General features: G+C 63.5%; 17 protein-coding genes and 1 pseudogene. 10 read left to right on the top strand and 8 right to left on the bottom strand.

Features of this window, described 5'->3' with window-relative positions; all coding sequences use genetic code 11:
- Positions 1-7 precede the first annotated feature (7 nt).
- Together dnaK and ACFTWF_RS23900 are read right to left on the bottom strand one after the other, a co-directional pair.
- Complete coding sequence (dnaK, locus tag ACFTWF_RS23905; RefSeq protein ID WP_378463653.1) at positions 8-1,894, bottom strand: molecular chaperone DnaK; 1,887 nt, start codon at positions 1,892-1,894, stop codon at positions 8-10.
- 3 nt (positions 1,895-1,897) lie between these two features.
- Positions 1,898-2,401 (bottom strand): general stress protein, encoded by a 504-nt coding sequence (locus ACFTWF_RS23900; RefSeq protein ID WP_378463652.1) that lies wholly within the window; start codon positions 2,399-2,401, stop codon positions 1,898-1,900.
- Positions 2,402-3,100: 699 nt separating this feature from the next.
- Here ACFTWF_RS23900 and ACFTWF_RS23895 point away from each other — a divergent pair.
- Complete coding sequence (locus ACFTWF_RS23895; RefSeq protein ID WP_378463651.1) at positions 3,101-4,117, top strand: S1C family serine protease; 1,017 nt, start codon at positions 3,101-3,103, stop codon at positions 4,115-4,117.
- Between the two features lie 532 nt (positions 4,118-4,649).
- Here the strand turns inward: ACFTWF_RS23895 and ACFTWF_RS23890 are convergent.
- Positions 4,650-4,845, bottom strand: a pseudogene (locus ACFTWF_RS23890) (IS110 family transposase); the annotation flags it as partial.
- 546 nt (positions 4,846-5,391) lie between these two features.
- Here ACFTWF_RS23890 and ACFTWF_RS23885 point away from each other — a divergent pair.
- Positions 5,392-5,676, top strand: a complete 285-nt coding sequence (locus ACFTWF_RS23885) for a YciI family protein (RefSeq protein WP_378463650.1) — start codon at positions 5,392-5,394, stop codon at positions 5,674-5,676.
- A 221-nt stretch (positions 5,677-5,897) separates the two neighbouring features.
- Here the strand turns inward: ACFTWF_RS23885 and ACFTWF_RS23880 are convergent, their stop codons facing one another.
- Positions 5,898-6,233 (bottom strand): hypothetical protein, encoded by a 336-nt coding sequence (locus tag ACFTWF_RS23880; RefSeq protein ID WP_378463649.1) that lies wholly within the window; start codon positions 6,231-6,233, stop codon positions 5,898-5,900.
- A 1,207-nt stretch (positions 6,234-7,440) separates the two neighbouring features.
- On the opposite strand from ACFTWF_RS23880, the gene ACFTWF_RS23875 reads away from it, so the two are divergent.
- The 4 genes from ACFTWF_RS23875 to ACFTWF_RS23860 all read left to right on the top strand — a co-directional run bounded on the left by ACFTWF_RS23875 (position 7,441) and on the right by ACFTWF_RS23860 (position 12,548).
- Positions 7,441-8,913: an aldehyde dehydrogenase family protein gene (locus ACFTWF_RS23875; protein ID WP_378463648.1), complete on the top strand. Its 1,473-nt coding sequence runs from the start codon at positions 7,441-7,443 to the stop codon at positions 8,911-8,913.
- 103 nt (positions 8,914-9,016) lie between these two features.
- Positions 9,017-10,633, top strand: a complete 1,617-nt coding sequence (locus tag ACFTWF_RS23870) for a flavin-containing monooxygenase (protein WP_378463647.1) — start codon at positions 9,017-9,019, stop codon at positions 10,631-10,633.
- 45 nt (positions 10,634-10,678) lie between these two features.
- Entirely contained in the window at positions 10,679-11,584 is a 906-nt protein-coding gene (locus ACFTWF_RS23865) for an alpha/beta hydrolase (protein WP_378463646.1), read from the top strand.
- Between the two features lie 163 nt (positions 11,585-11,747).
- Complete coding sequence (locus ACFTWF_RS23860; protein WP_378463645.1) at positions 11,748-12,548, top strand: crotonase/enoyl-CoA hydratase family protein; 801 nt, start codon at positions 11,748-11,750, stop codon at positions 12,546-12,548.
- A 109-nt stretch (positions 12,549-12,657) separates the two neighbouring features.
- Here the strand turns inward: ACFTWF_RS23860 and ACFTWF_RS23855 are convergent, their stop codons facing one another.
- From ACFTWF_RS23855 to ACFTWF_RS23845, 3 genes are read right to left on the bottom strand one after another with little or no spacing between them, the layout of a single operon-like run.
- Positions 12,658-13,686 carry an acyl-CoA dehydrogenase family protein gene (locus ACFTWF_RS23855; RefSeq protein WP_378463644.1) on the bottom strand — a complete coding sequence of 343 codons (1,029 nt, stop codon included), beginning with the start codon at positions 13,684-13,686 and terminating at the stop codon, positions 12,658-12,660.
- Positions 13,686-14,831 (bottom strand): acyl-CoA dehydrogenase family protein, encoded by a 1,146-nt coding sequence (locus tag ACFTWF_RS23850; protein WP_378463643.1) that lies wholly within the window; start codon positions 14,829-14,831, stop codon positions 13,686-13,688. The genes ACFTWF_RS23855 and ACFTWF_RS23850 overlap by 1 nt, the downstream gene beginning before the upstream one ends.
- A gap of 14 nt (positions 14,832-14,845) precedes the next feature.
- Entirely contained in the window at positions 14,846-16,069 is a 1,224-nt protein-coding gene (locus ACFTWF_RS23845) for a CaiB/BaiF CoA transferase family protein (protein ID WP_378463642.1), read from the bottom strand.
- 152 nt (positions 16,070-16,221) lie between these two features.
- Here ACFTWF_RS23845 and ACFTWF_RS23840 point away from each other — a divergent pair, with 152 nt between their 5' ends.
- The gene (locus tag ACFTWF_RS23840; RefSeq protein ID WP_378463818.1) at positions 16,222-16,977 is read left to right on the top strand and encodes an IclR family transcriptional regulator; all 756 of its coding nucleotides are present in this window, start codon (positions 16,222-16,224) and stop codon (positions 16,975-16,977) included.
- 24 nt (positions 16,978-17,001) lie between these two features.
- Here the strand turns inward: ACFTWF_RS23840 and ACFTWF_RS23835 are convergent, their stop codons facing one another.
- On the bottom strand, positions 17,002-17,934 hold the full coding sequence (locus ACFTWF_RS23835; protein WP_378463641.1) for an alpha/beta hydrolase: 933 nt from the start codon (positions 17,932-17,934) through the stop codon (positions 17,002-17,004).
- Between the two features lie 234 nt (positions 17,935-18,168).
- Here ACFTWF_RS23835 and ACFTWF_RS23830 point away from each other — a divergent pair, with 234 nt between their 5' ends.
- From ACFTWF_RS23830 to nudC, 3 genes are all read left to right on the top strand, one after another.
- A complete protein-coding gene (locus ACFTWF_RS23830; protein ID WP_378463640.1) occupies positions 18,169-18,909 on the top strand; it encodes an alpha/beta fold hydrolase in 741 nt (246 codons plus the stop codon).
- Positions 18,910-18,982: 73 nt separating this feature from the next.
- Entirely contained in the window at positions 18,983-19,285 is a 303-nt protein-coding gene (locus ACFTWF_RS23825; RefSeq protein WP_378463639.1) for a Dabb family protein, read from the top strand.
- 76 nt (positions 19,286-19,361) lie between these two features.
- A complete protein-coding gene (gene nudC, locus ACFTWF_RS23820; RefSeq protein WP_378463638.1) occupies positions 19,362-20,288 on the top strand; it encodes an NAD(+) diphosphatase in 927 nt (308 codons plus the stop codon).
- Positions 20,289-20,417 lie beyond the last annotated feature (129 nt).

The following is a 20,417-nucleotide window of genomic DNA, read 5'->3' as shown; positions in this document are numbered from 1 at the left end:
GGGTGCCTCAGCTCCGATCGAATTCGGCGTCGATCACGTCGTCGTCATCCGACGACGCACCCTCGCCTCCGCCGCCGGCCTGGTGTCCGTCGCCGCCGCCGGCCTGGGCCGGTGCGAGCCCGTAGAGCAGCTGCTGCAGCTCCGAGGCGAGTGGCTGTACCTCCGCGGGCGAAGCACCGTCTTTCACGGCCTTCCTGGCGTCGGCGATCAGCATCTCGGCGCGTGCCTTGTCGTGCGGTGGGGCACTGTCACCGAGTTCGGCGAGTCGCCGTTCCACCTGATAGGCAACCGAATCGAGGGCGTTGCGCGCGTCGACCGCCGTGCGCAGCGCCTCGTCCTCGCCCCGGTTCCGTTCGGCCTCGGCGAGCATGCGCTCGACCTCGCTCTGGTCCAGGTTGCCCTGCTCGCTGATCGTGATGCTCTGCTCCTTGCCGGTGTCCTTGTCGCGGGCGGTGACGTTGAGGATGCCGTTGGCGTCGATGTCGAAGGTGACTTCGACCTGGGCCTCGCCGCGGGGCGCGGGGCGGATGTCTTCGAGCCGGAACCGACCCAGCACCCGGTTGTCGGCGGCCCGTTCGCGTTCGCCCTGCAGGACCACGACGTCCACGGCGGACTGATTGTCTTCCGCGGTGGAGAACACTTCGCTGCGCCGGGCCGGGATCGTGGTGTTGCGCTCGATGATCTTGGTCATCACCCCGCCCTGCGTCTCGACGCCGAGGGACAGCGGGGTGACATCGAGCAACAGCACATCGGAGACCTCGCCCTTGAGCACACCCGCCTGGACTGCGGCACCGAGCGCCACGACCTCGTCCGGGTTGACGCCCATGTGGGGGTCCTTGCCGCCGGTGAGCCGGCGAACCAGCGCCTGCACCGCCGGAATACGTGTCGAACCACCGACCAGGATCACCTCGTCGATGTCGTTGGCGGTGACCTTGGCGTCACTCATCGCCTGCTTCACCGGGTCGAGGCAGCGTTCCACCAGATCCGCGGTCAGATCCTCGAACTTCGATCGCATGATCGTCGTGGTGAGGTGCTTGGGACCGTTCGCGTCAGCGGTGACGAAGGGCAAATTGACCTGGGCCTGAGTCACCGAGGACAACTCGACCTTGGCCTTCTCCGCGGCCTCGAAGAGCCGCTGCAACGCCTGCGGATCCTTGCGCAGATCGATGTTCTCCGCACTCTGGAATTCGTCGGCGAGGTAGTCCACCAGACGCCGGTCGAAGTCGTCGCCGCCGAGGTGGGAGTCGCCGGCCGTGGAGCGAACCTCGACCACACCCTCGCCGACGTCGAGCAGACTCACATCGAAGGTGCCGCCGCCGAGGTCGAAGACCAGAACGGTCTCGTGGGTCTGCTTGTCCATGCCGTACGCCAGTGCCGCAGCGGTCGGCTCGTTGATGATCCGCAAAACTTCGAGGCCGGCGATGCGGCCGGCGTCCTTGGTGGCGTTGCGCTGCGCGTCGTTGAAGTAGGCCGGAACGGTGATGACCGCTTCCTTGACCTTCTCACCGAGGAACTTGCTTGCATCGTCGACGAGTTTGCGCAGCACGAGGGCACTGATCTCCTCCGGCGCGTATTTCTTGCCCCGCACGTCGAATCGGGCCTCACCGTTGTCACCCGGCACGACGTCGAAGCTGACTGCTTTGGCCTCCTCGGAGATCTCGTCGTAATGCCGTCCGATGAAGCGTTTCGCCGAGTAGATCGTGCCCTTCGGGTTCAAGATCGCCTGCCGTCGGGCGAGCTGACCCACCAGGCGCTCGCCGCTCTCGGTGAACGCCACCACCGACGGCGTCGTCCGCGCTCCCTCGACATTGGAGATCACCACCGGCTCGCCGCCTTGCCAGCTGGCGATGACCGAGTTGGTGGTGCCCAAGTCGATGCCTACCGCGGTTGCCATGACTCATTCCTTTCGATCGGCCCGGCCGGTGAGCAGGCGGACGGCTTCGTCCGCGACCTCGACGTCGGCGAGGACTTCGTAGTGACGTGGTTGTAATGACTGGGTTGAGGTGAAGTCGCGCCGGCCGCCTTGCGGCGCATACATGAGCAGGCCGAGCAGAGCACCGATGAGGGCGCCGAAGATCAGCCCGTAGAAGGCGAGTGTGAGGCCCGTGAGCAGTGGCCGGACCCAGTCGAGTAATCCGAAGATCCAGCCGAACAGTGCGCCCGTCAGCGCGCCCGCGGCGGCGCCGCGCAGAGCGGCCCAGCCGTAGTTCAGTCGGCCGACGACCTGCTCGACCAGCTCGATGTCGCGGCCGACGATGGCGAGTTTGTCTACCGTGAAATGCTGGTCGGAGAGGTAGTCGACGGCGCTTTCGGCGTCGGCGTAGTTGTCGAACGTTGCAATTACCTGGCGTGCAGGTTGGTGTGGACTTACGGCGGAGGTTCCGCCACTGGACTCTGACATCACGCCCCCTGGGCGTCGATGATGTGGGGTTCGCCGAGCCTGCGGGGTATCGGCTCGGCGTCCCGTCGGTCGGTCAACGGGTCGAGCTCACGGGCGGCTCAACCGCATGAGGATTCTTCATCCGCCTGTGGGCATACGAGAAAACGGGGGTCGGTGGCGACCACACCCAGTCCGGTGCGTGCGCGAATAAAACTCCCGATGCAGATAATTCTCGCACCCGACACCTCGTGTCGCAAGGTTCCGGCAAGGCCAAAGTAGGAAGCGCGCTTCCGTCCTGACACCACAGTCTCCGAAAACCGTGGAAAGACAGCTGGCCTCAGCCTCACGTACAGGATCAGGTGCTCGGTGACGGAGCCACAAGTTCCCGACACGGATCGGATCAGCAGCGAAATCCATTTTCCAGCTGCCTGATTATTCATACATTGAAGTCGCCCGCACCGGAATCCACTGGTAAGTAACCAAATTGGAGGCAACCGAAGTTGGAGCAATGTGAAATATATGGTAGTGCACCATAATACGGGCGGTGCCGGCTCACAGTAGGGGAGGGATGCGGGCTGCCGGTCGTCGATGCCGGTTGGGCGGGGACACGAAGCGGTTCGACAGGGCAGCCCACGGGCGAAGCCAGGAGTATGTTGATCGGATGGGCCCACTCGCGGCAGGCGCATGTAGGAGACCGATGTCGTACGGAACCGGTCGCTGATGCGCGCGCCGTCGACCGCACGTTCCTCGATCTGGGTGCCGCTGGTCGCGATCGTGGCCCTCCTCCTCGCGGGATGCGGCCCCTCGGCTCCCACCACCTCGACCCCCGCAGCCGGGCCCGCCATAGACCTGCCGGCACTGGTCCGGCAGGTGGAGGCCTCGGTTGTCACCGTACTCACCGGCTCCGGCGTGGGCAGCGGCATCGTCTACAAGACCGACGGCACCATCCTCACCAACGCCCACGTCGTCGAGGGATCCCGGCACGTGAACGTCGCCTTCGCGGACGGGCAACAGGTGCCGGCGAACGTGCGGGCCGTCGATCGCGTGACCGACGTCGCGGTCCTTCACGCGGACCGCCCGAATCTGACTGCGGCGACGTTCGAGACAGCGCTGCCGGAGGTCGGCGCGCTCGCGGTGGTCATGGGCAGCCCCCTGGGGTTCGAGGCCACAGTCACCTCGGGCATCATCTCAGGACTGCACCGTCAGATCCCCGGGTCGGCCTCCACCGGGGCGCCTCTGGTCGACCTGATCCAGACCGACGCTGCAATCTCGCCGGGTAACTCCGGGGGTGCCCTGATCGACGGACAAGGCCGGGTCGTGGGGATGAGCCAGGCCTACATCCCCCCGTCGGCGGGTGCGGTGGCTCTGGGCTTCGCCATCCCCGCGGCGAATGTCGTCGATGTCGCGGATCAACTGCTGGCGTCCGGGACCGCCCAGCATGCGTACGTCGGCATTCAACCCGGCACACTGACCCCGCAGATCGCCGAACAATCGGCGGTCGATCGCACCAGCGGTGTCATCGTCCTCGAGGTAGTCCCGCTCGGTCCGGCTGCGACCGCGGGTATCCGGCCCGGCGATGTCATCACCGCGGTCAACGGCCACGACACCGAGTCGGCGGAGGACTTCATCGCGGCGCTTCGTGCCCTCGCGCCGGGCGATCGAGTCGAACTGACCGTGCTCCGCGGCGGTGACACCCAGCAGATTTCGGTCACCGTGACAGACCGCCCCGCCAGCTGAATGACGATTCCACGAGCGCCCGAAACGGACGGGGACGGGATCGGTGTTGCGGCCCGGCACGTTGCGGGGGGTCGCGGGCGTTGACCAGCATCACCGTCAGCGTGTCGTCGTGACACGAAATTGAGAACCAACATCCCCACTGACACCGGACGCTGAACGTACCCGAGAAACTGCCACGGCACGGAGGCTGGGAACCTACAGACGGTGTAGGTTCCGCGGATCGATATCACTTCTCGGTGTTTCCGACCTGCAGGTCTTGGTTGCGTCCACGATAATGGATGCTCTTATTGCTGTCAGGATTGCTCGAGCAGTGTCGGCCAGGGATAGGGAGTTGGACTGCTGTTCGCGGTCGGTGAGCCACCGCGAGTGGGTGGCGGTGAAGTCGGGGTCGAGGCGTTGCCCGATCTCCAGGCGTCGTAGGCGCTGGTAGGGAACCGCGAGTGCGGTTGCCACCGTGGTGATCGGGGTGGCCAGTGTTCGGCGACGATGGCGCAGTCGGCCCGTGCCGCTGTTCACTGGCTGCGGATTCTCCGATGATCTTGAAAACCTCGCGCGCGACGAAGCGTTTGAGGCAGCGGATGATCTCGCGGTCGGACTTGCCCTCCGCTGTGCGTCGCGCGATGTAGTCGACGGTGCGTGTGTCACCGGCGGACATTCGCACGATCGCGGAGTTGGCGGTGCGGTCTCTGCCCAGGGAGCCGGTGCCGATGATGCTTGCCCGACGAGGCGGATCTTTGAAACGACTGGCCGTGTGCCATCAACAGCACACGTCCGACATCGATGGTATCGACACCCGGCACTACTGACACTGCCCGGCGTCGGCCCCTCGCCGCCGGCCAGCTTCTGGTCGCCTGGGGCGACAACCCCGAACGACTGAGCAGCGAGCAGCAGTTCGCCGCACTGTGCGGACTGCTCCCATCCCCGCGGAGGGTCTGATCCGGTCCATGGCGGGGATTCGGCCGTGGTCGAGCCGTACCCGATCCCGTTGATTCTCACCCACGGCTGGCCGTGGACGCTCTGGCACGGGTCGAAGGTGATCGACTCGCTCACCGACCCGGCCGCGCGGTGGTGACCCCGCCCGCGTCGGTGAACGTGGACAACAGATTCCCCGTCGGTCAGATCCGATTCCGCTTCATGCATCATCTTCATGGAGCAACCAGTGTTGCGAAATGGGACACGAGTCACCTCAGCCGTACTTCTAACCTTCTCGAGTGCGCACTCCATGTGCATATTCGGAGCCGTTTCATGTTTCATCCCCCTTTTGAGGAGTAACCATGGCCTTGTTCGCTGTGATCTGGTCGTATACCACCAATGCCTCGGTCAAAGAGGCAGCGCATGCCGAACACCTGACTTTCGTCAAGGATGCCGCTGCCCGAGGCGTGCTGCAGGAGGCCGGCGCCTGGGCCGACGGTGCCGGAGCCCTACTGGTATTCCAAGCGGTCAGCGAAGACGCCTTGCGCTCTCTGCTTGCGGAGGATCCATACGTCAAGCAGGGCGTCGTCGTAGAGCAGCACATTTACCAATGGAATCCAGTCATAGGCCCTCTGGTCGGCGTCTAACGACAATGCGCAACGCCGGTCCCTTGGCTCGTGATTGAAGTATCTTCACGCTCTGCCTTGGTATGTAATTGCTTGGCGGTGTTGGTTCAGACGAACGGCGCGCAGCGGGTGTTCCATCCGCTGATGAAGGCGCGGATCTTGGTGGTCGGCTCCGTGATGGAGCCGAAGGCCCGCGGTGGATGGCCGCCGTTCGATTATTCCGAACCACACCGCCACAAGGTTCATCCATGGTGCGAGATGGCGTGAAATGCAGATGAATACGAGGATTGTCGGCTGGCCACGCCCGGACTTCGGCCCTTCTTGTGGGTGGCGTCGTTGTCCATCACCAGATGAAACTCTCGCTCCGGGTAGGCGCGGGTGAGGTGTTCGAGGAAGATGAGGGACTCCTGAGGGTGATGTCTCGGTATGTGCAGCCCGGTGACCTTGCCGGTGGCGATGCCCGGGGCGGCCAACAGGGTGGAGGTGCCGTGTCGGGCGTAGTCGTGGGTGGCCTCCCGGGCGAGCCGATCCGCATCGTCAGCACCGGTGCGGTCCGGTCCAGGGCCTGAAGCTGCCACCTTTCGTCCACGCACAACACAATTGCGTTGTCGGTGGATTCAAGTACAGGTCGACGATGTCGATCACTTCGGCGGCCGGCTCCGGATCGGTGGAGACGGTGAACAGTGAGTTCAAGCCGCGGCAGTATGGTCGGTCTCCTTCTTCCCTGTGAGGGCTATTTCCACTGCCGCAGCCGTGTTCGCCGCGTGCCTGTGCGGCGCGAAGGAGGTGACTCTACCTACGTTCTCGACTTGTGCTGTGGTTTCAGCCACAGTCGCAGCTGCCAACCCCGTACCCTTCTCGCTCAACGAATGACGTCGGGACCGGAGGCGACGGTCATGCCTGCTCGCGCAGGCTGGGTTTCGAAGTCTGTGCGGGCAAGATGGTTTGGCCTGCGTCTGTCCCGGGAGTATGTTGCGCAGGCCCAGTGTGGAGCGCGGATATGCCGGCGAGATCGCTCGTCTCTGTCGCGGAAACCGATTCGACCATTCGCCGGATCGGTGTGGAACTCAGCGATTTGAGTTATTCGCAACGCTGGACCGGGCTGGTCGGTGCCGGCCTAGGCCATCGACTCCAGGATCGGATGGCGAGATCGATCATCTATGCCGCCCACCTCCTCGATCCCGCCAGGTTTTGCCGCGCATCTCCCGCCCGGCACCAACTCAAATTGCCTATATACGTAAACTAATCTCCTATTGTGTTTTCAGGGACCGGGTGTCATGCTTGCCCTGCAAGGTGTTTCAGGTCACTTTGGGTATGAGGAGTCACGCGTGAATCGGGTTGGAAGGTGGCCGGGGCGTTGGGCGGCCAGCTGGCCATCGCCCTCGCGACGATTCGATGTCTCTCTGTGCCGCAGCTGGATTTGCGAACAGGTTGCGGATGTCGTCAACAGTCGCTGGGCGGACGGCATCAGTCTGGGTGCCGGCCAAGGCGCCAGGAGTCAGCGAGTTCAATTCCCGCGAGACTTCAAAGAGTGTTCAGTGCACGTCGTTTGAGAACAAGCGAGCAATTTGTTCCAGTTAGTTCGACTGCCGTCGCGCTACTGTCCTGAGCACGGAACATCCGACATCGACCCGCCCGCGTCAAAAGTGCGGCTACGGAAATGCCGAGACGATTTTCGTACCGGCGCGTCTGCCGCATTGCGCACGGGTTAGGCCATTCATCATCTCCGCGCCGAGTGGTGAAACTTCCACCCATTTCTGCGCCTACACAGATAGGGGAACAAAAATGTCCGTGAACGTGGACCACCCAGCGTTGTCGTCGTCGATCGCTGACGGGAGAACGTTGTACATCGCAGGTCGATGGAGCACCGCCACCGACACTTTCGAGCGTGTCGATCCCTCCGATCTGCGCCGTGTGACGGGAATCTACGCGTCGGCGACTCCCCACGATGTCGAGGCTGGGTATGCGGCCGCCGCCGGTGCCCAACCAGCGTGGTCAGAGACGCCAGCGATTCAGCGGTCGGATTTTCTTCGCTCTGCCGCCGACCTTTTGGAAAACCGCGTGTACGAGGCTGCCTTGACGATCACCGCGGACATGGGGAAGGCGATCCGCGACGCACGCGCCGAGGTCCTGCGAAGTGTCGCCATTCTCCGCTACTACGCGGGTGAGATCCTGCAGCCCAGTGGAGAGACATACCCCAGTGCTGATTCACACACGATGCTGATGACGGTAGAGGAGCCGCTCGGTGTCGTTTGTGCAATCACACCGTGGAACTTCCCCTTCGCGCTTCCGGCGTGGAAGATCGCGGCGGCAATAGGTTTCGGGAACGCGGTTGTGTGGAAGCCCGCCGAACCGGCCTGCGGATCCGCCGTGTTCCTGACGCGGATTCTCGCAGAAGCCGGGTTGCCCGCGGGGGTCCTCAATCTGGTGACGGGCAGCGGTAGAAAGCTTTCGGCGGCACTCACCGGGAACGCGCAACTCGCAGCCCTGACCTTCACCGGTTCGGGTGCAGTGGGGTCGCGGCTCCGTCAGGCCGTCGGCGATCGCAACGTCAAGGTCCAGCTCGAGCTGGGCGGCAAGAACCCGTCCATTGTTCTTGCCGACGCCGATGTCGAGGATGCAGCGCTGCAGATCGTGAAGAGCGCGATGCTCCACGCGGGACAGCGGTGCACAGCGACGAGCCGGGTCTACGTGGACCGCACCGTCGCTCCCAGACTGCGAGAACTGCTGGTGACGCACGCCGACACGCTCGTCGTCGGTGATCCGTACGACGAAGCCACCGACGTCGGCCCACTTGCCTCGGTGCAGCAACGGGACACGGTGGCCGGATACCTGCAACTCGCCCGCGACGAGAACGCCGAGTTCCTGACGGGCAGAGAGTTCGATTCCGACACTTGCTATATCGCACCCACCATCCTGACCGGAGTGTCGGAGAAGAGCAGGCTCGTCCGGGAGGAGATCTTCGGACCAGTCGTGACCGTGCAGGAGGTCGACGGATTCGATGATGCGCTGAAGGTCGCGAACGACACGGACTACGGCCTGTCCTCCGGAGTGTTCACCAGAGACATCGCGACCGCGATGACCTTCATCCGGCGCACACAATCGGGGTTGGTGCACGTCAATCGCGAGACCAGCAGTGTCGAGCCACATGTGCCGTTCGGCGGGCTCAAAGGCTCGAGCAGCATGAGCAGAGAACAGGGAAAGGCCGCACGTACCTTCTTCACCACCACCAAGACCGCGTATGTCCGCTGGACCTAGCAGCCACGCCGGACGGCCTTCCCGCAATCAGCTCATCACAGTCTGCGACACAGAGCGCAATCAACAAACCCCAAGCAACACTCGGTATCAAGAGGAGACAACAGTGAGCACTGCCGCACCAGCCGTGACCGAAGTACTCGACGTTCTCGTCGTAGGAGCAGGATTCGCCGGGCTGTACCAGCTCGAAAATCTGCGGAGTCGAGGGTACTCGGTGAAAGTAGTCGAGGCGGGTGGGGACCTGGGCGGAATCTGGCACTGGAACCGCTACCCGGGCGCCCGAGTGGACAGCGAAGGTCCCATCTACCAGTTCACGCGCCCCGACCTATGGGATGACTTCGCGTTCTCCGAGCTCTATCCCGGAGGCGACGAACTGCGCCGCTACTTCAAGTACGTCGACGCGAAGCTCGATCTGAGCAAGGACATCTACTACAACACCCGGGTCGATTCCGCCGAGTTCAACGATAAGACGAACACCTGGACCGTGACCGCGGAGGACGGCAGCATTTTCGTCTGCAAGTACTTCGTTCTGTGCACCGGATTCGCGGCAAAGCCGATCTTCCCGAGGCTCGCGGGAATGGACAGCTTCGCAGGGATCAGCCACCACACCGGTCTGTGGCCCGAAGGCGGAATCGATTTCGCAGGAAAGCGAATCGCCATTATCGGTACCGGCGCCAGCGGTGTGCAGGTCGCTCAGGAGGCGTCGAGGGAAGCCGCACAGCTGACCATCTTCCAGCGCACCCCCGTTCAGGCGCTCCCGATGCGACAGCGCCAGCTCACCGACGAGGACAACGCGAAGATCAAGTCCGATCTGGCGGACAGATTCAGTCGTCGTTCGGCGTCATTCTCCGGCTTCGACTTCGACTTCATTCCCAAGTCAGCCCTCGAGGTGAGCGACGAGGAGCGAACCACCACATATGAGCGACTGTGGGAGTTCGGTTTCGAGTTCTGGCTCGGAACGTACCAAGACGTCTTCGTCGACGATGCTGCAAACGACACGGCCTACGAGTTCTGGCGTGACCGGACGCGTGCCCGGATCAAGGACCCGGTCGTCGCCGAGAAGCTGGCGCCGATGAAGAAGGCGTACCCCTTCGGCGTGAAGCGCCCCTCGTTGGAGCGGACGTACTATGACATCTTCAACCAGGACAACGTGCGTCTCGTCGATCTGCACGAGGACCCGATCGAGACGATCACGCGTACCGGGCTGAGGACCACATCCGAAGAGCACGAGTTCGACATCATCGTCTATGCAACGGGCTTCGACGCCGTCACCGGTGGCCTGACCGCCATCGACATTCGCGGCACCGACGGTACATTGCTCAGGGACAAGTGGTCGAATGGTGTGCGGGCAAACCTCGGAGTCGCAACGGCAGGATTCCCCAACCTGCTGTTCCTCTACGGACCACTGAGCCCGTCGGGCTTCTGCAACGGGCCCAGCTGCGCCGAGATCCAAGGTGACCTCATCGTCAACACCCTCGACTACATGCGGGACAACGCCCTGAACCGTATCGAATCCGAGGCGGACGCGGATGCTGCCTGGTCCGATCACGTCGCCGAGCTGACGGCCGAGGCGCTCTACGACAAAGCCGACTCCTGGTACATGGGTGCCAACGTCCCGGGTAAACCGCGGCAGTTGCTCAACTACCCCGGTGGTCTTCCCCTCTACCTGGCCAAGTGGGACGAGACCGTGTGTGCGGGGTACAAGGGCTTCACGCTTTCCTGAGCAGTCAATCTTCCTCCCTCGAGTAGTGATGAAAGTGAGCAACGCATGTCCGTGAGCAAAGAATCCCTGTTCCTCAACGACCTGTACGCGTCGTGGCTTACCCGGTCCGAAGGAATGGACCTCGCCAGTCAGCGAGATATGTTCGAAGAATGGCATCTTCCGACCATCGAACCCATCGATGTCACCTATGAGGACGTGACAGCCAACGGTGTGCCGGCAATGTGGGCCAAGCCTCTGGGGGCCGCCGAGGACCGCGTGATCGTCTTCACCCACGGTGGCGGGTTCGTGACAGGTTCACGGTTCTCCCACCGCAAGCTCGCAGCACATCTCGCCAAACTGACGGGTGTTCATGCCCTGATCGTGGACTACCGGCTCGCGCCGGAGCACAAGCACCCGGCCCCACTCGAAGACTGCATGGCCGTCCACAAGTGGCTCCGCACGCAGGGTTACAAGTCGGAGTACACGGCGACCGTCGGCGACTCGGCGGGCGCCAATCTCGCGATCTCGACGGCGTTCGAACTCGCGAGCCTGGAGCTTCCCGCTCCTGCCGCAGTCGTCACGCTTTCACCGTGGCTCGATATGGAGATCACGGGGTTGACGGTCGATTCGAACGACCCGGTCGACGTGTTGGCCAAGAGGGCGGTGCTGGAGATGATGCGGGAGATGTTCCTCTCCGACCCCGCAGATGCAACGGACCCGCGGGCGAACCCACTGCTCAGCGACTACACCGACTTCCCTCCGGTGTACGTATCGGTCGGAGGCTATGAGACCCTGCTGGACGACTCACGCCGGTTGGCCGAATTGATCGAGAAGGTGAGCGGCGAGGTCGTGCTCGACGTGGTCGATGAGCAACAGCATGTATTCCACTTCAACGCGGGTCGGGCACCCGAGGCGGATCACGCGTTGAGCCGGATTGCCCAGTGGCTGCGACCCAAGTTGGGTCTCGCCTGAACCCTGCCATGCGCAGCGTGCGTATGAACGCGAAGGTGTTCGGCGGCAGGAGGTGAACGTGTTCGTCGGCGGCGGTCGAGACCGCCGCCGACGAGTTCGTTCGCATGCCGGTCGGACACCAGTCGAACGGTCGATCCGCAGTGAAGATAGGGGAGTTACACCCATGGATAGTCCAGTGCTCGTCCAACGCGACGGGTTCATCGAGACGTGGACGATTAATCGACCCGCGCAGAGCAATCCCATTTCCGGAATGGACGTTGTGGACGCATTGGTCGCCTGCGTCGATGCCGTCAACGCCGACTACGGTGTGCGAGCTGTCATCCTCACCGGCGCCGGATCGACGTTTTCCGCCGGCGGCAACGTCAAGGACATGGCGCATCGTCGCGGATTGTTCGGGGGGAAGCCTCACGAACAACGGGATGGCTACAGAGCGGGGATACAACGGATTCCGCGGATCATGTACAACTGCGACGTGCCTCTCATCGCAGCAGTGAACGGCCCCGCAGTCGGTGCCGGATGCGACCTCGCCCTCATGTGCGACCTCCGCATTGCCAGCGAAAAGGCATTCTTTGCAGAGAGCTTCGTCAAGCTGGGAATCATCCCGGGTGACGGTGGCGCGTGGCTGCTACCCAAGGCCGTCGGGATGGCGCGGGCCGCAGAGATGATCTTGACGGGCGACCGTGTCGACGCGGTCCAGGCGCTCGAGTGGGGATTGGTCTCCAGTGTCGTTGCGCCGGAGAAGCTACTCGACGAAGCTCGCGCGCTCGCCGGCCGGGTGGCCGCCAACCCGCCACACTCGGTACGGATGGCCAAGAGGCTCCTCCGCGAGGGGCAGCACCAAAGCCTCGACAGTCTCCTCGAATTATCCGCTGCCATGCAGGCGCTGGTTCAGCAGACGACCGATCACACCGAGGCAGTCAACGCGTTCATGGAGAAGCGAACTGCCGCCTTCACCGGCGAGTGACCTGCCCGAGTACCGAAGAACTCCGTGGAAGCGAATTGATGCTTCCACGGAGTTCTTCGTTCAGGTCCGCTCGCAGAACTGGTGCTTCTTCTGGTAGCGCCTGGGCACTTCAGCGGGTGACGAGGCCCCAGATATTTTCGCAACCTGCTTCGAGTGCGGCGGTGGTCAAGATCTCGTCCCAGTAGTGGACGGATCCGAATTCCGAGCGCCACGCCAGTGCGGGTTTGGTGAATTCGTGCAGCCTGTGCTCGCGGGTGGTGCCGATCGCCCCGTGTACCTGGTGGGCGTTACGGACGACGACCGATGCCGCGTGTCCGACGCACGAGCGGGCGACGGCAATGGGGAGTTCGAGGTTCTCACTCGACCACTGTGTGCGGACCGCTTCCGTCAGCGCAGCTTCGGTCGCTGTTCGGGCGAGGGAAGCTTCGGCTGCCATATCGGCCACCAGGTTCTGCACGGCTTGAAACCTGGCCAGTGGGCGTCCGAATTGCACTCGTTCGGTGGTGTGGGCGACGGAGAGATCGAGGATGCGGTCGAGGGCGGAACACACCTGCAGCGCCCGGATGAGGGCGCCCCGTAGAAAAAGTTGTCGGATCACCGAGTCCGACACCGCGGTGCCCGACAATGCGATCGTGTCAGCGGAAACGACGTCGCGGGGTTCGTCGGCGAGGTTGGACCCGGAGGTGATGTCGAAGACTGTTGTCTCGAGGTCGGCAAACACGTACGTGTCGTTCTTCCGCCAGACCGTGACGATCTTGTCTACCTGGGACGCCCACGGCACGCCACGGGCGACGCCGTTCTCGTCGAGTACGCATGCGGTGCGGCGCGCATTGTCCATCGGTAGACCGGCCTCGTCGAGGAGCCAACCGGCGAGCAGGTCGTGTTCGGCGAGAGGAATCCGGACTCCGTGCGACGCCGCGGCGCGCAGGAGTTCCGCGGCCTCGTACCAACCTGCGCCGCTGCCGCCGGTCTCTTCGCGGCCGGTCAGCCGGGCAAGACCCAGTTCGTCGAGTTGCGCCCACAGTGCGGGATCGCACGTGGCGATACCGTTCTCGCGCCCGTTCCGTTCCCGGTAATCGGAAAAGACTGCGGACATCATGTCGGTCAGGCTCGCGTCGACCGTGGTTGGTGCGTGCATCAGCGCATCCCCAATCCCCGCGCGATCACGCCGCGCAGAACTTCGTTGGTGCCGCCCCGGAGAGTAAATCCCGGGCGTTGGACGATGGCGTCCTCGAGCATCGTGGCGTAACGAGTAGGCGAAGATTCATCGGTGAGGAGGTCGGCAAAGTCGGCTACGTCGCCTTCGGTGGACGTCCCGAGGACCTTGACCACGGCGGCGGCGGTGTCGGCGGGTTCGTGGCGCTCGAGTGCGCCCGCCACTGCGGTCGACATGTGGTGCAGACCGGCGATCCGCCCGAGATACCGGCCCAGATCCGAATGCCGCGGCAAGGTTCCCTGCTTCATCTGTTCAGCCGTCTCGGCGAGCAGCGCGAATGTCGACAGGAATCGCTCCGGGCCGCTGCGTTCGAAGCTGAGTTCCGAGGTGACCTGCTGCCACCCGTTGTCGATGGTGCCGAAGACCATCTCGTCCTCGACGAGGACCTCGTCGAGGAGGACCTCGTTGAAGTGGTGCTGCCCGTTCATCGACACGATCGGTCTGATGTCGACTCCGGGGGCGCGCAGATCGACGATGAACTGACTGAGGCCATCGTGCCGGTGCGCCGGATCGAGTGGGGCGGTGCGGGCGAGGCAGATGAACGCGTCGGCGCGATGAGCACCGGAGGTCCAGACCTTCGCTCCGGTAATGGACCACCCTCCGTCCACTCGGGTGGCCTTTGTGCGCACACTGGCCAAGTCGGACCCGGAATCCGGCTCGCTCATACCGATACCGAAATAGCATTCCCCCCGCGCGATGGCCGGTAAGAACTTGCGTTTCTGGACCTCGGTGCCGTACTTCAGCAGCGACGGGACGATCTGCCGGTCGGCGATCCAGTGGGCGGCGACGGGGGCGCCCGCGGCGAGGAGCTCTTCGGTGACGACGAACCGTTCGAGGTGGCGTCGATCGTGGCCGCCGTACTCGGCCGGCACGGTCATGCCGAGCCATTCGTGGGCGGCCAGTGCACGTGTGAAGTCTTCGTCCCAACCGGTCAACCAGGAGTCGACCTGTCGGCCGATCTTGCCCTCACTGAGTTGCTCGGCAAGAAACTCACGGACTTCGGTCCGCAAGTCGTCCATGGTGTGTGGGTCACTGGAGACCGGGGGCACCAATCTGAGGTTGGTCATGATGGTTCTTCCATTCAGGAGGAGGTGGCCTGAGGCGACGTCGCCGTGACGACGGATGCATCGGCCAGCGCACGGACGCGGTCGGCGGGGTAACCGAGATCTTCGAGGATCGTGAAGGTGTCCTCGCCGAGCAGGGGAGCGTGTCGGCTGAACGAAATCGGTGTGCGCGACATCGCGAACGGAGTGCGGGTGGCGTAATACTCGCCTTCGGTGGGGTGGTCACGTTTGGTGATCAATTCCTGGTCCAGGACGTAGGCGTTCTCGTGTGCGTGGGCGAGGTCGAGTAGGTCGGACGCGGGAATTCCCTGTGTCTGACACAAGGTCAACCATTCCTGAGTGGTTCGGCTCGGGACGGCCTCACGGATCGCGGAGAGGAGTTCGCCCATGTGGGTGTGGCGGTCGTTCACCGAGGCGTAGCGGGGGTTGTTCACCAGGTCGGAGCGCCCGGCGATGATGAAGAAGTCGTTCCAGTTCTTCGCCGAGTACGGCATGATGCAGATCCAGCCGTCGGCCGTCTGGTGTGGGACACGTTCCGGTGTCAGCACGCGCGCCCATCCGAAGTTCCCTTCCACGGGGGCGAAGGTGTGGCCACCGAAGTGCTCGACGAGGTTGAAGCCGATCATCGCGTCGACCATCGGCACGTCGACCTCTTGGCCGAGGCCGGTGCGGTTCTTCTCCATCGCGGCGGCGAGGACGGCGATGACGATGTAGAGACCGACGACCTTGTCGGCGATGACGTATGGGGCATACCGTGGTTCACCGTCGATGAGTTCCGTGAGTTTCGCGGCGCCGGATGCGGCTTGCACGATGTCGTCGTAGGCGGGGTAGTCCCGGAAGGCCGTCTCGGAGCCGTATGCCTGTGCGGTGCAGAGGATCAGTCCCGGATTGTTCTCCGAGAGCCGCTCATAGGTGATGCCCAACTTCTGCCGGGAGCTCGGCCGTAGATTCGTCACCACCACATCCGCGTTGCGCACCAGATCGTCGAGGATTTCGCGGCCCTCCTCGGAGGCGAGGTCGATTGCGATGCTGCGCTTGTTGCGCTGGAGGTTGAGTGTCAGAGCGCTCATACCGTCATGGCGGCGGGCACCTATATCTCGGCTCATGTCACCGTCGAGGCTCTCGACCTTGATGACGTCTGCGCCCATGTCGGCGAGGGTTGCGGTGGCGAAGGGGCCCATGATGACGGTCGTCAGATCGATGATGCGCAGGCCATGAAGGGCGCCGGGTGTGAGTTCCACTGAAACCTCTTTCGCTGCGGCAGGAAGCATCTCTGGGACTATGTCACCTGGAGCAGTTTTCCGCAATAAAGGAGTTGATTACAGATATAAGTAAGATAGAGTGGGTGGTGACCGCTTGGATGGGGCAGTGCCCGTAGGGAGAATGTGCCGTGATGCAACCAGATGATGCCTTCAATGGTCGAGGCCGCAGTCGCCATCGAACTGTGGATCGCATTGCTGCGATTCTCGAGCTCGTGGCCCGATCCCGTACCGGACTGACCTTGAGCGGGATGGCCAAAGAGCTTGACGCGCCGATCAGTTCGACGCAAGGTCTCGTCAACGGCCTCGTTGCGACGGGTTATCTCGAGGAGCACGATCGACGGTACTCGCTCGGCAGTGCCCCGTATCTACTCAACCGCCTCGCGGGGCGGCAGCCCGTCTCGACGGTCACGCACGCCGACCTGGAAGACGTTCACGCGAGTTCCGGATTGACGACCGTGCTGTCGATCGCTGTCGGTCCGAACATCTTCTACGTCGACTACTGCTCTTCCGACCCACGGTTCGCGTACCTCGCCGAGAACTACGTGAGGCGCTCGCTCATCCGTACCTCCGGCGGCTGGGTATTGCTTGCCGGGATGGAGAAGCGTGACCTCTGGGCGTACATCCAAACTCTGCCCGACGAGGATCGCGACACTGTCGAGCGGTTCTTCGCCGCCCTACCGGAGATCGAACAGACCGGAATCTGCGCCTCCCCCAACGAGTCGACCGACGGCGACGGTGTCTCGGTCGCGGTTCGTGAGAACGGCAAGACCGTCGCCGCCGTCGGTGTCATCGCACCACATACCGTGATCACGAAGGAGCGTGACCGGTTGGTCGGCCTCTTGGAGCAAGGTGCCCGGAGTTGGTCTGATCGCAGCCTGCGACTGTAATGCAGCCGACCCGGGACACCGTGATCAGCTGGCGAACTGCTTGCCGAGGAATTCGACGACGGCGCCGTGCAGTTCAGCGCTGCGTGGAATGGCACCGGTCATCCAGTACACGGCGTGGACAAGGCCTTCATACAGTTCGACCTGCACCGGGACGCCCTGGTCGGCCAGTCTCCGGCCGTAGTCCGCGCCCTCGTCCCGAGTGACCTCGTATTCGTTGAGCAACAGGAGGGTGGCGGGAAGCCCCGACAGATCCGCGGCCTTGGCCGGGGAGGCGTACGGATTCTCGGCGTCTTCCGTGGTGGCCAGGTACTGCTCCCAGAACCAGTCGATGGCGGCCGTGGTGATCAGGTACCCCTCGGCGTTCTCCTCGCGCGACGGGAATCGTGCCGTGCCGTCGATGACCGGATAGATCAATACCTGAGCGCGCAGTGCCGGGGCGCCGGTGTCGCGTGCCCGGAGGGCTGTGACCGCGGCCAGGTTGCCTCCGGCGCTGTCACCCATGACGGCAACGCGCGTGCCGTCACCACCGAAGTCGGCTGCGTGCTCGACCACCCAGTTCAGTGCGGCGAACGTATCTTCGGGTGCGGCAGGAAACTTGTGCTCGGGAGCCAGCCGATAACTCGGTGCAGCCACGATGACTTTCGCATCGGCGGCCAGCGCGCGACATGGCTGCTCGATGACGTCGAGGCTGCCGGCGACCCAGCCACCACCGTGGATGTACATCACGATCGGCAGAGGTGTTTCGGACTCCGGGATGTAGAGACGCACTGGCTGGTCGCCACCGGGTCCGGGGTAGACCGTGTCGACGACACGAGCGACGTCCGCCTTCGGTGCCTGGAGATCGCCGAAGGACTCGACGACCCCACGAACTTCGGCAATGCTCATCTGCTCGAACGACTTCAGCCCCTGCTCGTTCAGAGTGTCTATCAAATTCTTGACCGCAGGATCGAGTGCCATGGTGTTCTCCTTCATGTCATGAACAAATCTGTTCAGCCAGCCGGCAGGTGGAGCCACACTATGGGTGCCCCCAGCGCGGGGAGTGTCCGAAAATCACACACCCATCTGCGCCCCCGGTGTCACGGGCGTGTGTTGCACAATCGGACACGCCGACGCCCTACAGCGGTTCTAGTTTCATTCGGAGTGATCAACAGACGGCTGGAATTTCAGCGTCGCCGACAGAGAGGAACGGCAGTGAGCGCGATTGCAGCGATCGAAGGAAGCGGTGACCATCGGGTCTTGGTGTTGCACGGCTGGGCGCTGGACAGCAGCGTATGGCTCACCGCCCGCGCCCGGACGGATCAGTCCCGCTTCACCTACGCGTACCTCGACTTTCCGGGATACGGGGTCAACCGTCCCGAAGCACCGGCCGACGGAATCGACGGGATGGCCGCAGTCGCCCTCGACGCCGCCGATCAGCTCGGATGGTCGACCTTTTCTGTTCTCGGACATTCGATGGGCGGCACCTCAGCGCTTCGGGTGGCGACACTCGCACCCGAACGCGTGACCTCGGTCGTCGCACTGACGCCCGTCTCCCCGGCCGGTACCCCTCTCGACGAGGCGACCTACGATTCTTTCGCTGCGGCCTGGGCAGACCCGGGTGCAGCCATCCGTGGCGCCCTGGCACCACACATCGACGAGACAGATCTGAAGAACCTCGTCGACCGCAACCGCTCGACGATGGACCAGACAACCTGGGAGTCCTACCTGAAGAACTGGACCAGTCCCGACTTTCTCGACCGGATAGGCATCTACGAAGGGCCGACCACCCTGATCGTAGGTGAGAGCGACCCGTTCGTCACCGCCGAGTACCTCGAGGACACGTTGGCGGCCTTGAAGAACGGGAACCTGAAGACCGTGCAGGGCAAAGCCGGGCACTACCCCATGGTGGAGAACGCTCCGGAGACGGTGGCGTTGTCGCAGCAATCTCTGTAATGATCTGACCGGGAACGTAACCCGGGGTTCCGGCCCCGCCACGTTCGAATTACGAATCCAGGGAGGATTCATCATGCTGAATCACGTTGTGACGTTCATATGGAAGCAGGACATCAGTGACGATCATATTCAGTCCTTTCACGAAGCGCTGAGCACAGTCTCGGAGACTATTCCGGAGGTCGTGGAATACCGTTACGGAAGGGATCTGGCCCTCAAGCCCGGCAGCGGCGACTACGCAATCTCCGCGACCTTCGAAGACGTCCCCGACTTTCGCACCTACCTGGCACATCCCGCTCATGTGCGACTCGTCCAGGAATTCATTTCGGTGATGGCCGAATCGTATTCGTCCGTTCAGATCGAATTCGCCTCGCGATAGGCGCGACCGGACCGTTGTTCGGCGAACGACGGTCCGGTCGACAGTGTCGCTCGTTTCCGAAAGTTGTGATCCAGTAGTGAGTGTCGAACATACCGGACAGCAGGCCCTGTCGTGTGGTGCTCTGAGCCGCCTCGTCTCTGTGCGTGACGACGCGGCCGCGTGGGTGGAGGCGTGGCCGGATGCCCGAATACTTCGCGTGAATGGTCGTGGTCAGGTCCGGCTTGTCGACAGACAACTGATGCTGGAACCGGCCGCCGACCTCTACTCCGAGCCCCCCGCGGGCGCCGTGCTGCTCGGCGTCTGTGGCACGGTTCACGAGTGGGCGGTGCGGGACGAGTTCCGCGCTGACGATTCGTCAGCAGGAACCATGGTCGAGGTCGGTGACCTGCGATCACACGGAGCATTCCTCGATGCTGCTGACGCCGACCGGTATGTCACAGCGTCGGCTTTGCTGACGTGGCACGACGACGCCCATTACTGCGCCGGGGATGGGGCGCCGACAACGATCACCTCAGGTGGTTGGGTGCGCGTGTGCACGGCGTGCGGTCGGGAGGAGTATCCGCGTACCGATCCCGCGATCATTTGTCTGGTGCACGACGGAGCAGACCGGGTACTGCTGGCCCGTCAGGCGAACTGGCCGGCACGGAACTTCTCGACGCTGGCGGGCTTCGTCGAGGCGGGCGAGTCTCTGGAAAGCTGTGTGGCACGGGAAGTCGCCGAGGAGGTCGGTCTCACTGTCTCCGATGTGGCCTACGTCGGAAGCCAGCCCTGGCCCTTCCCGCGCTCCCTCATGCTCGGATTCCATGCCACGGCCGACCCTCGAGACGAGCTCGTCTTCATGGATGGCGAGATCGGCGAAGCTGTCTGGTGCACCCGCGCGGAGGTACGGGAGGCTCTGGCTGCCGGGGATTGGACGAGCCGGTCGGATGCGCACGTGTTGTTGCCCGGCGCAGTCTCGATTGCGAGGCGCATGCTCGAGGCCTGGGCGCGACCCGCTGACTGACGCTGTGTCACGGTCGGCATGGTCCCGTCATCGACTGGCACTACTGCGGTAGGAACGGCCTCAGTCGATTCCCGGAGCGCGCATTTTGCGGTAGAGGGTGCAGCGAGCTACCCAGACGGCGCCACCTGC

This window comes from Rhodococcus sp. NPDC056960, assembly GCF_042674125.1.
Lineage (GTDB): Bacteria > Actinomycetota > Actinomycetes > Mycobacteriales > Mycobacteriaceae > Rhodococcus_F.
The sequence above is the reverse complement of the archived record's forward strand: the minus strand, read 5'-3'. Positions and strand labels throughout refer to the sequence as shown.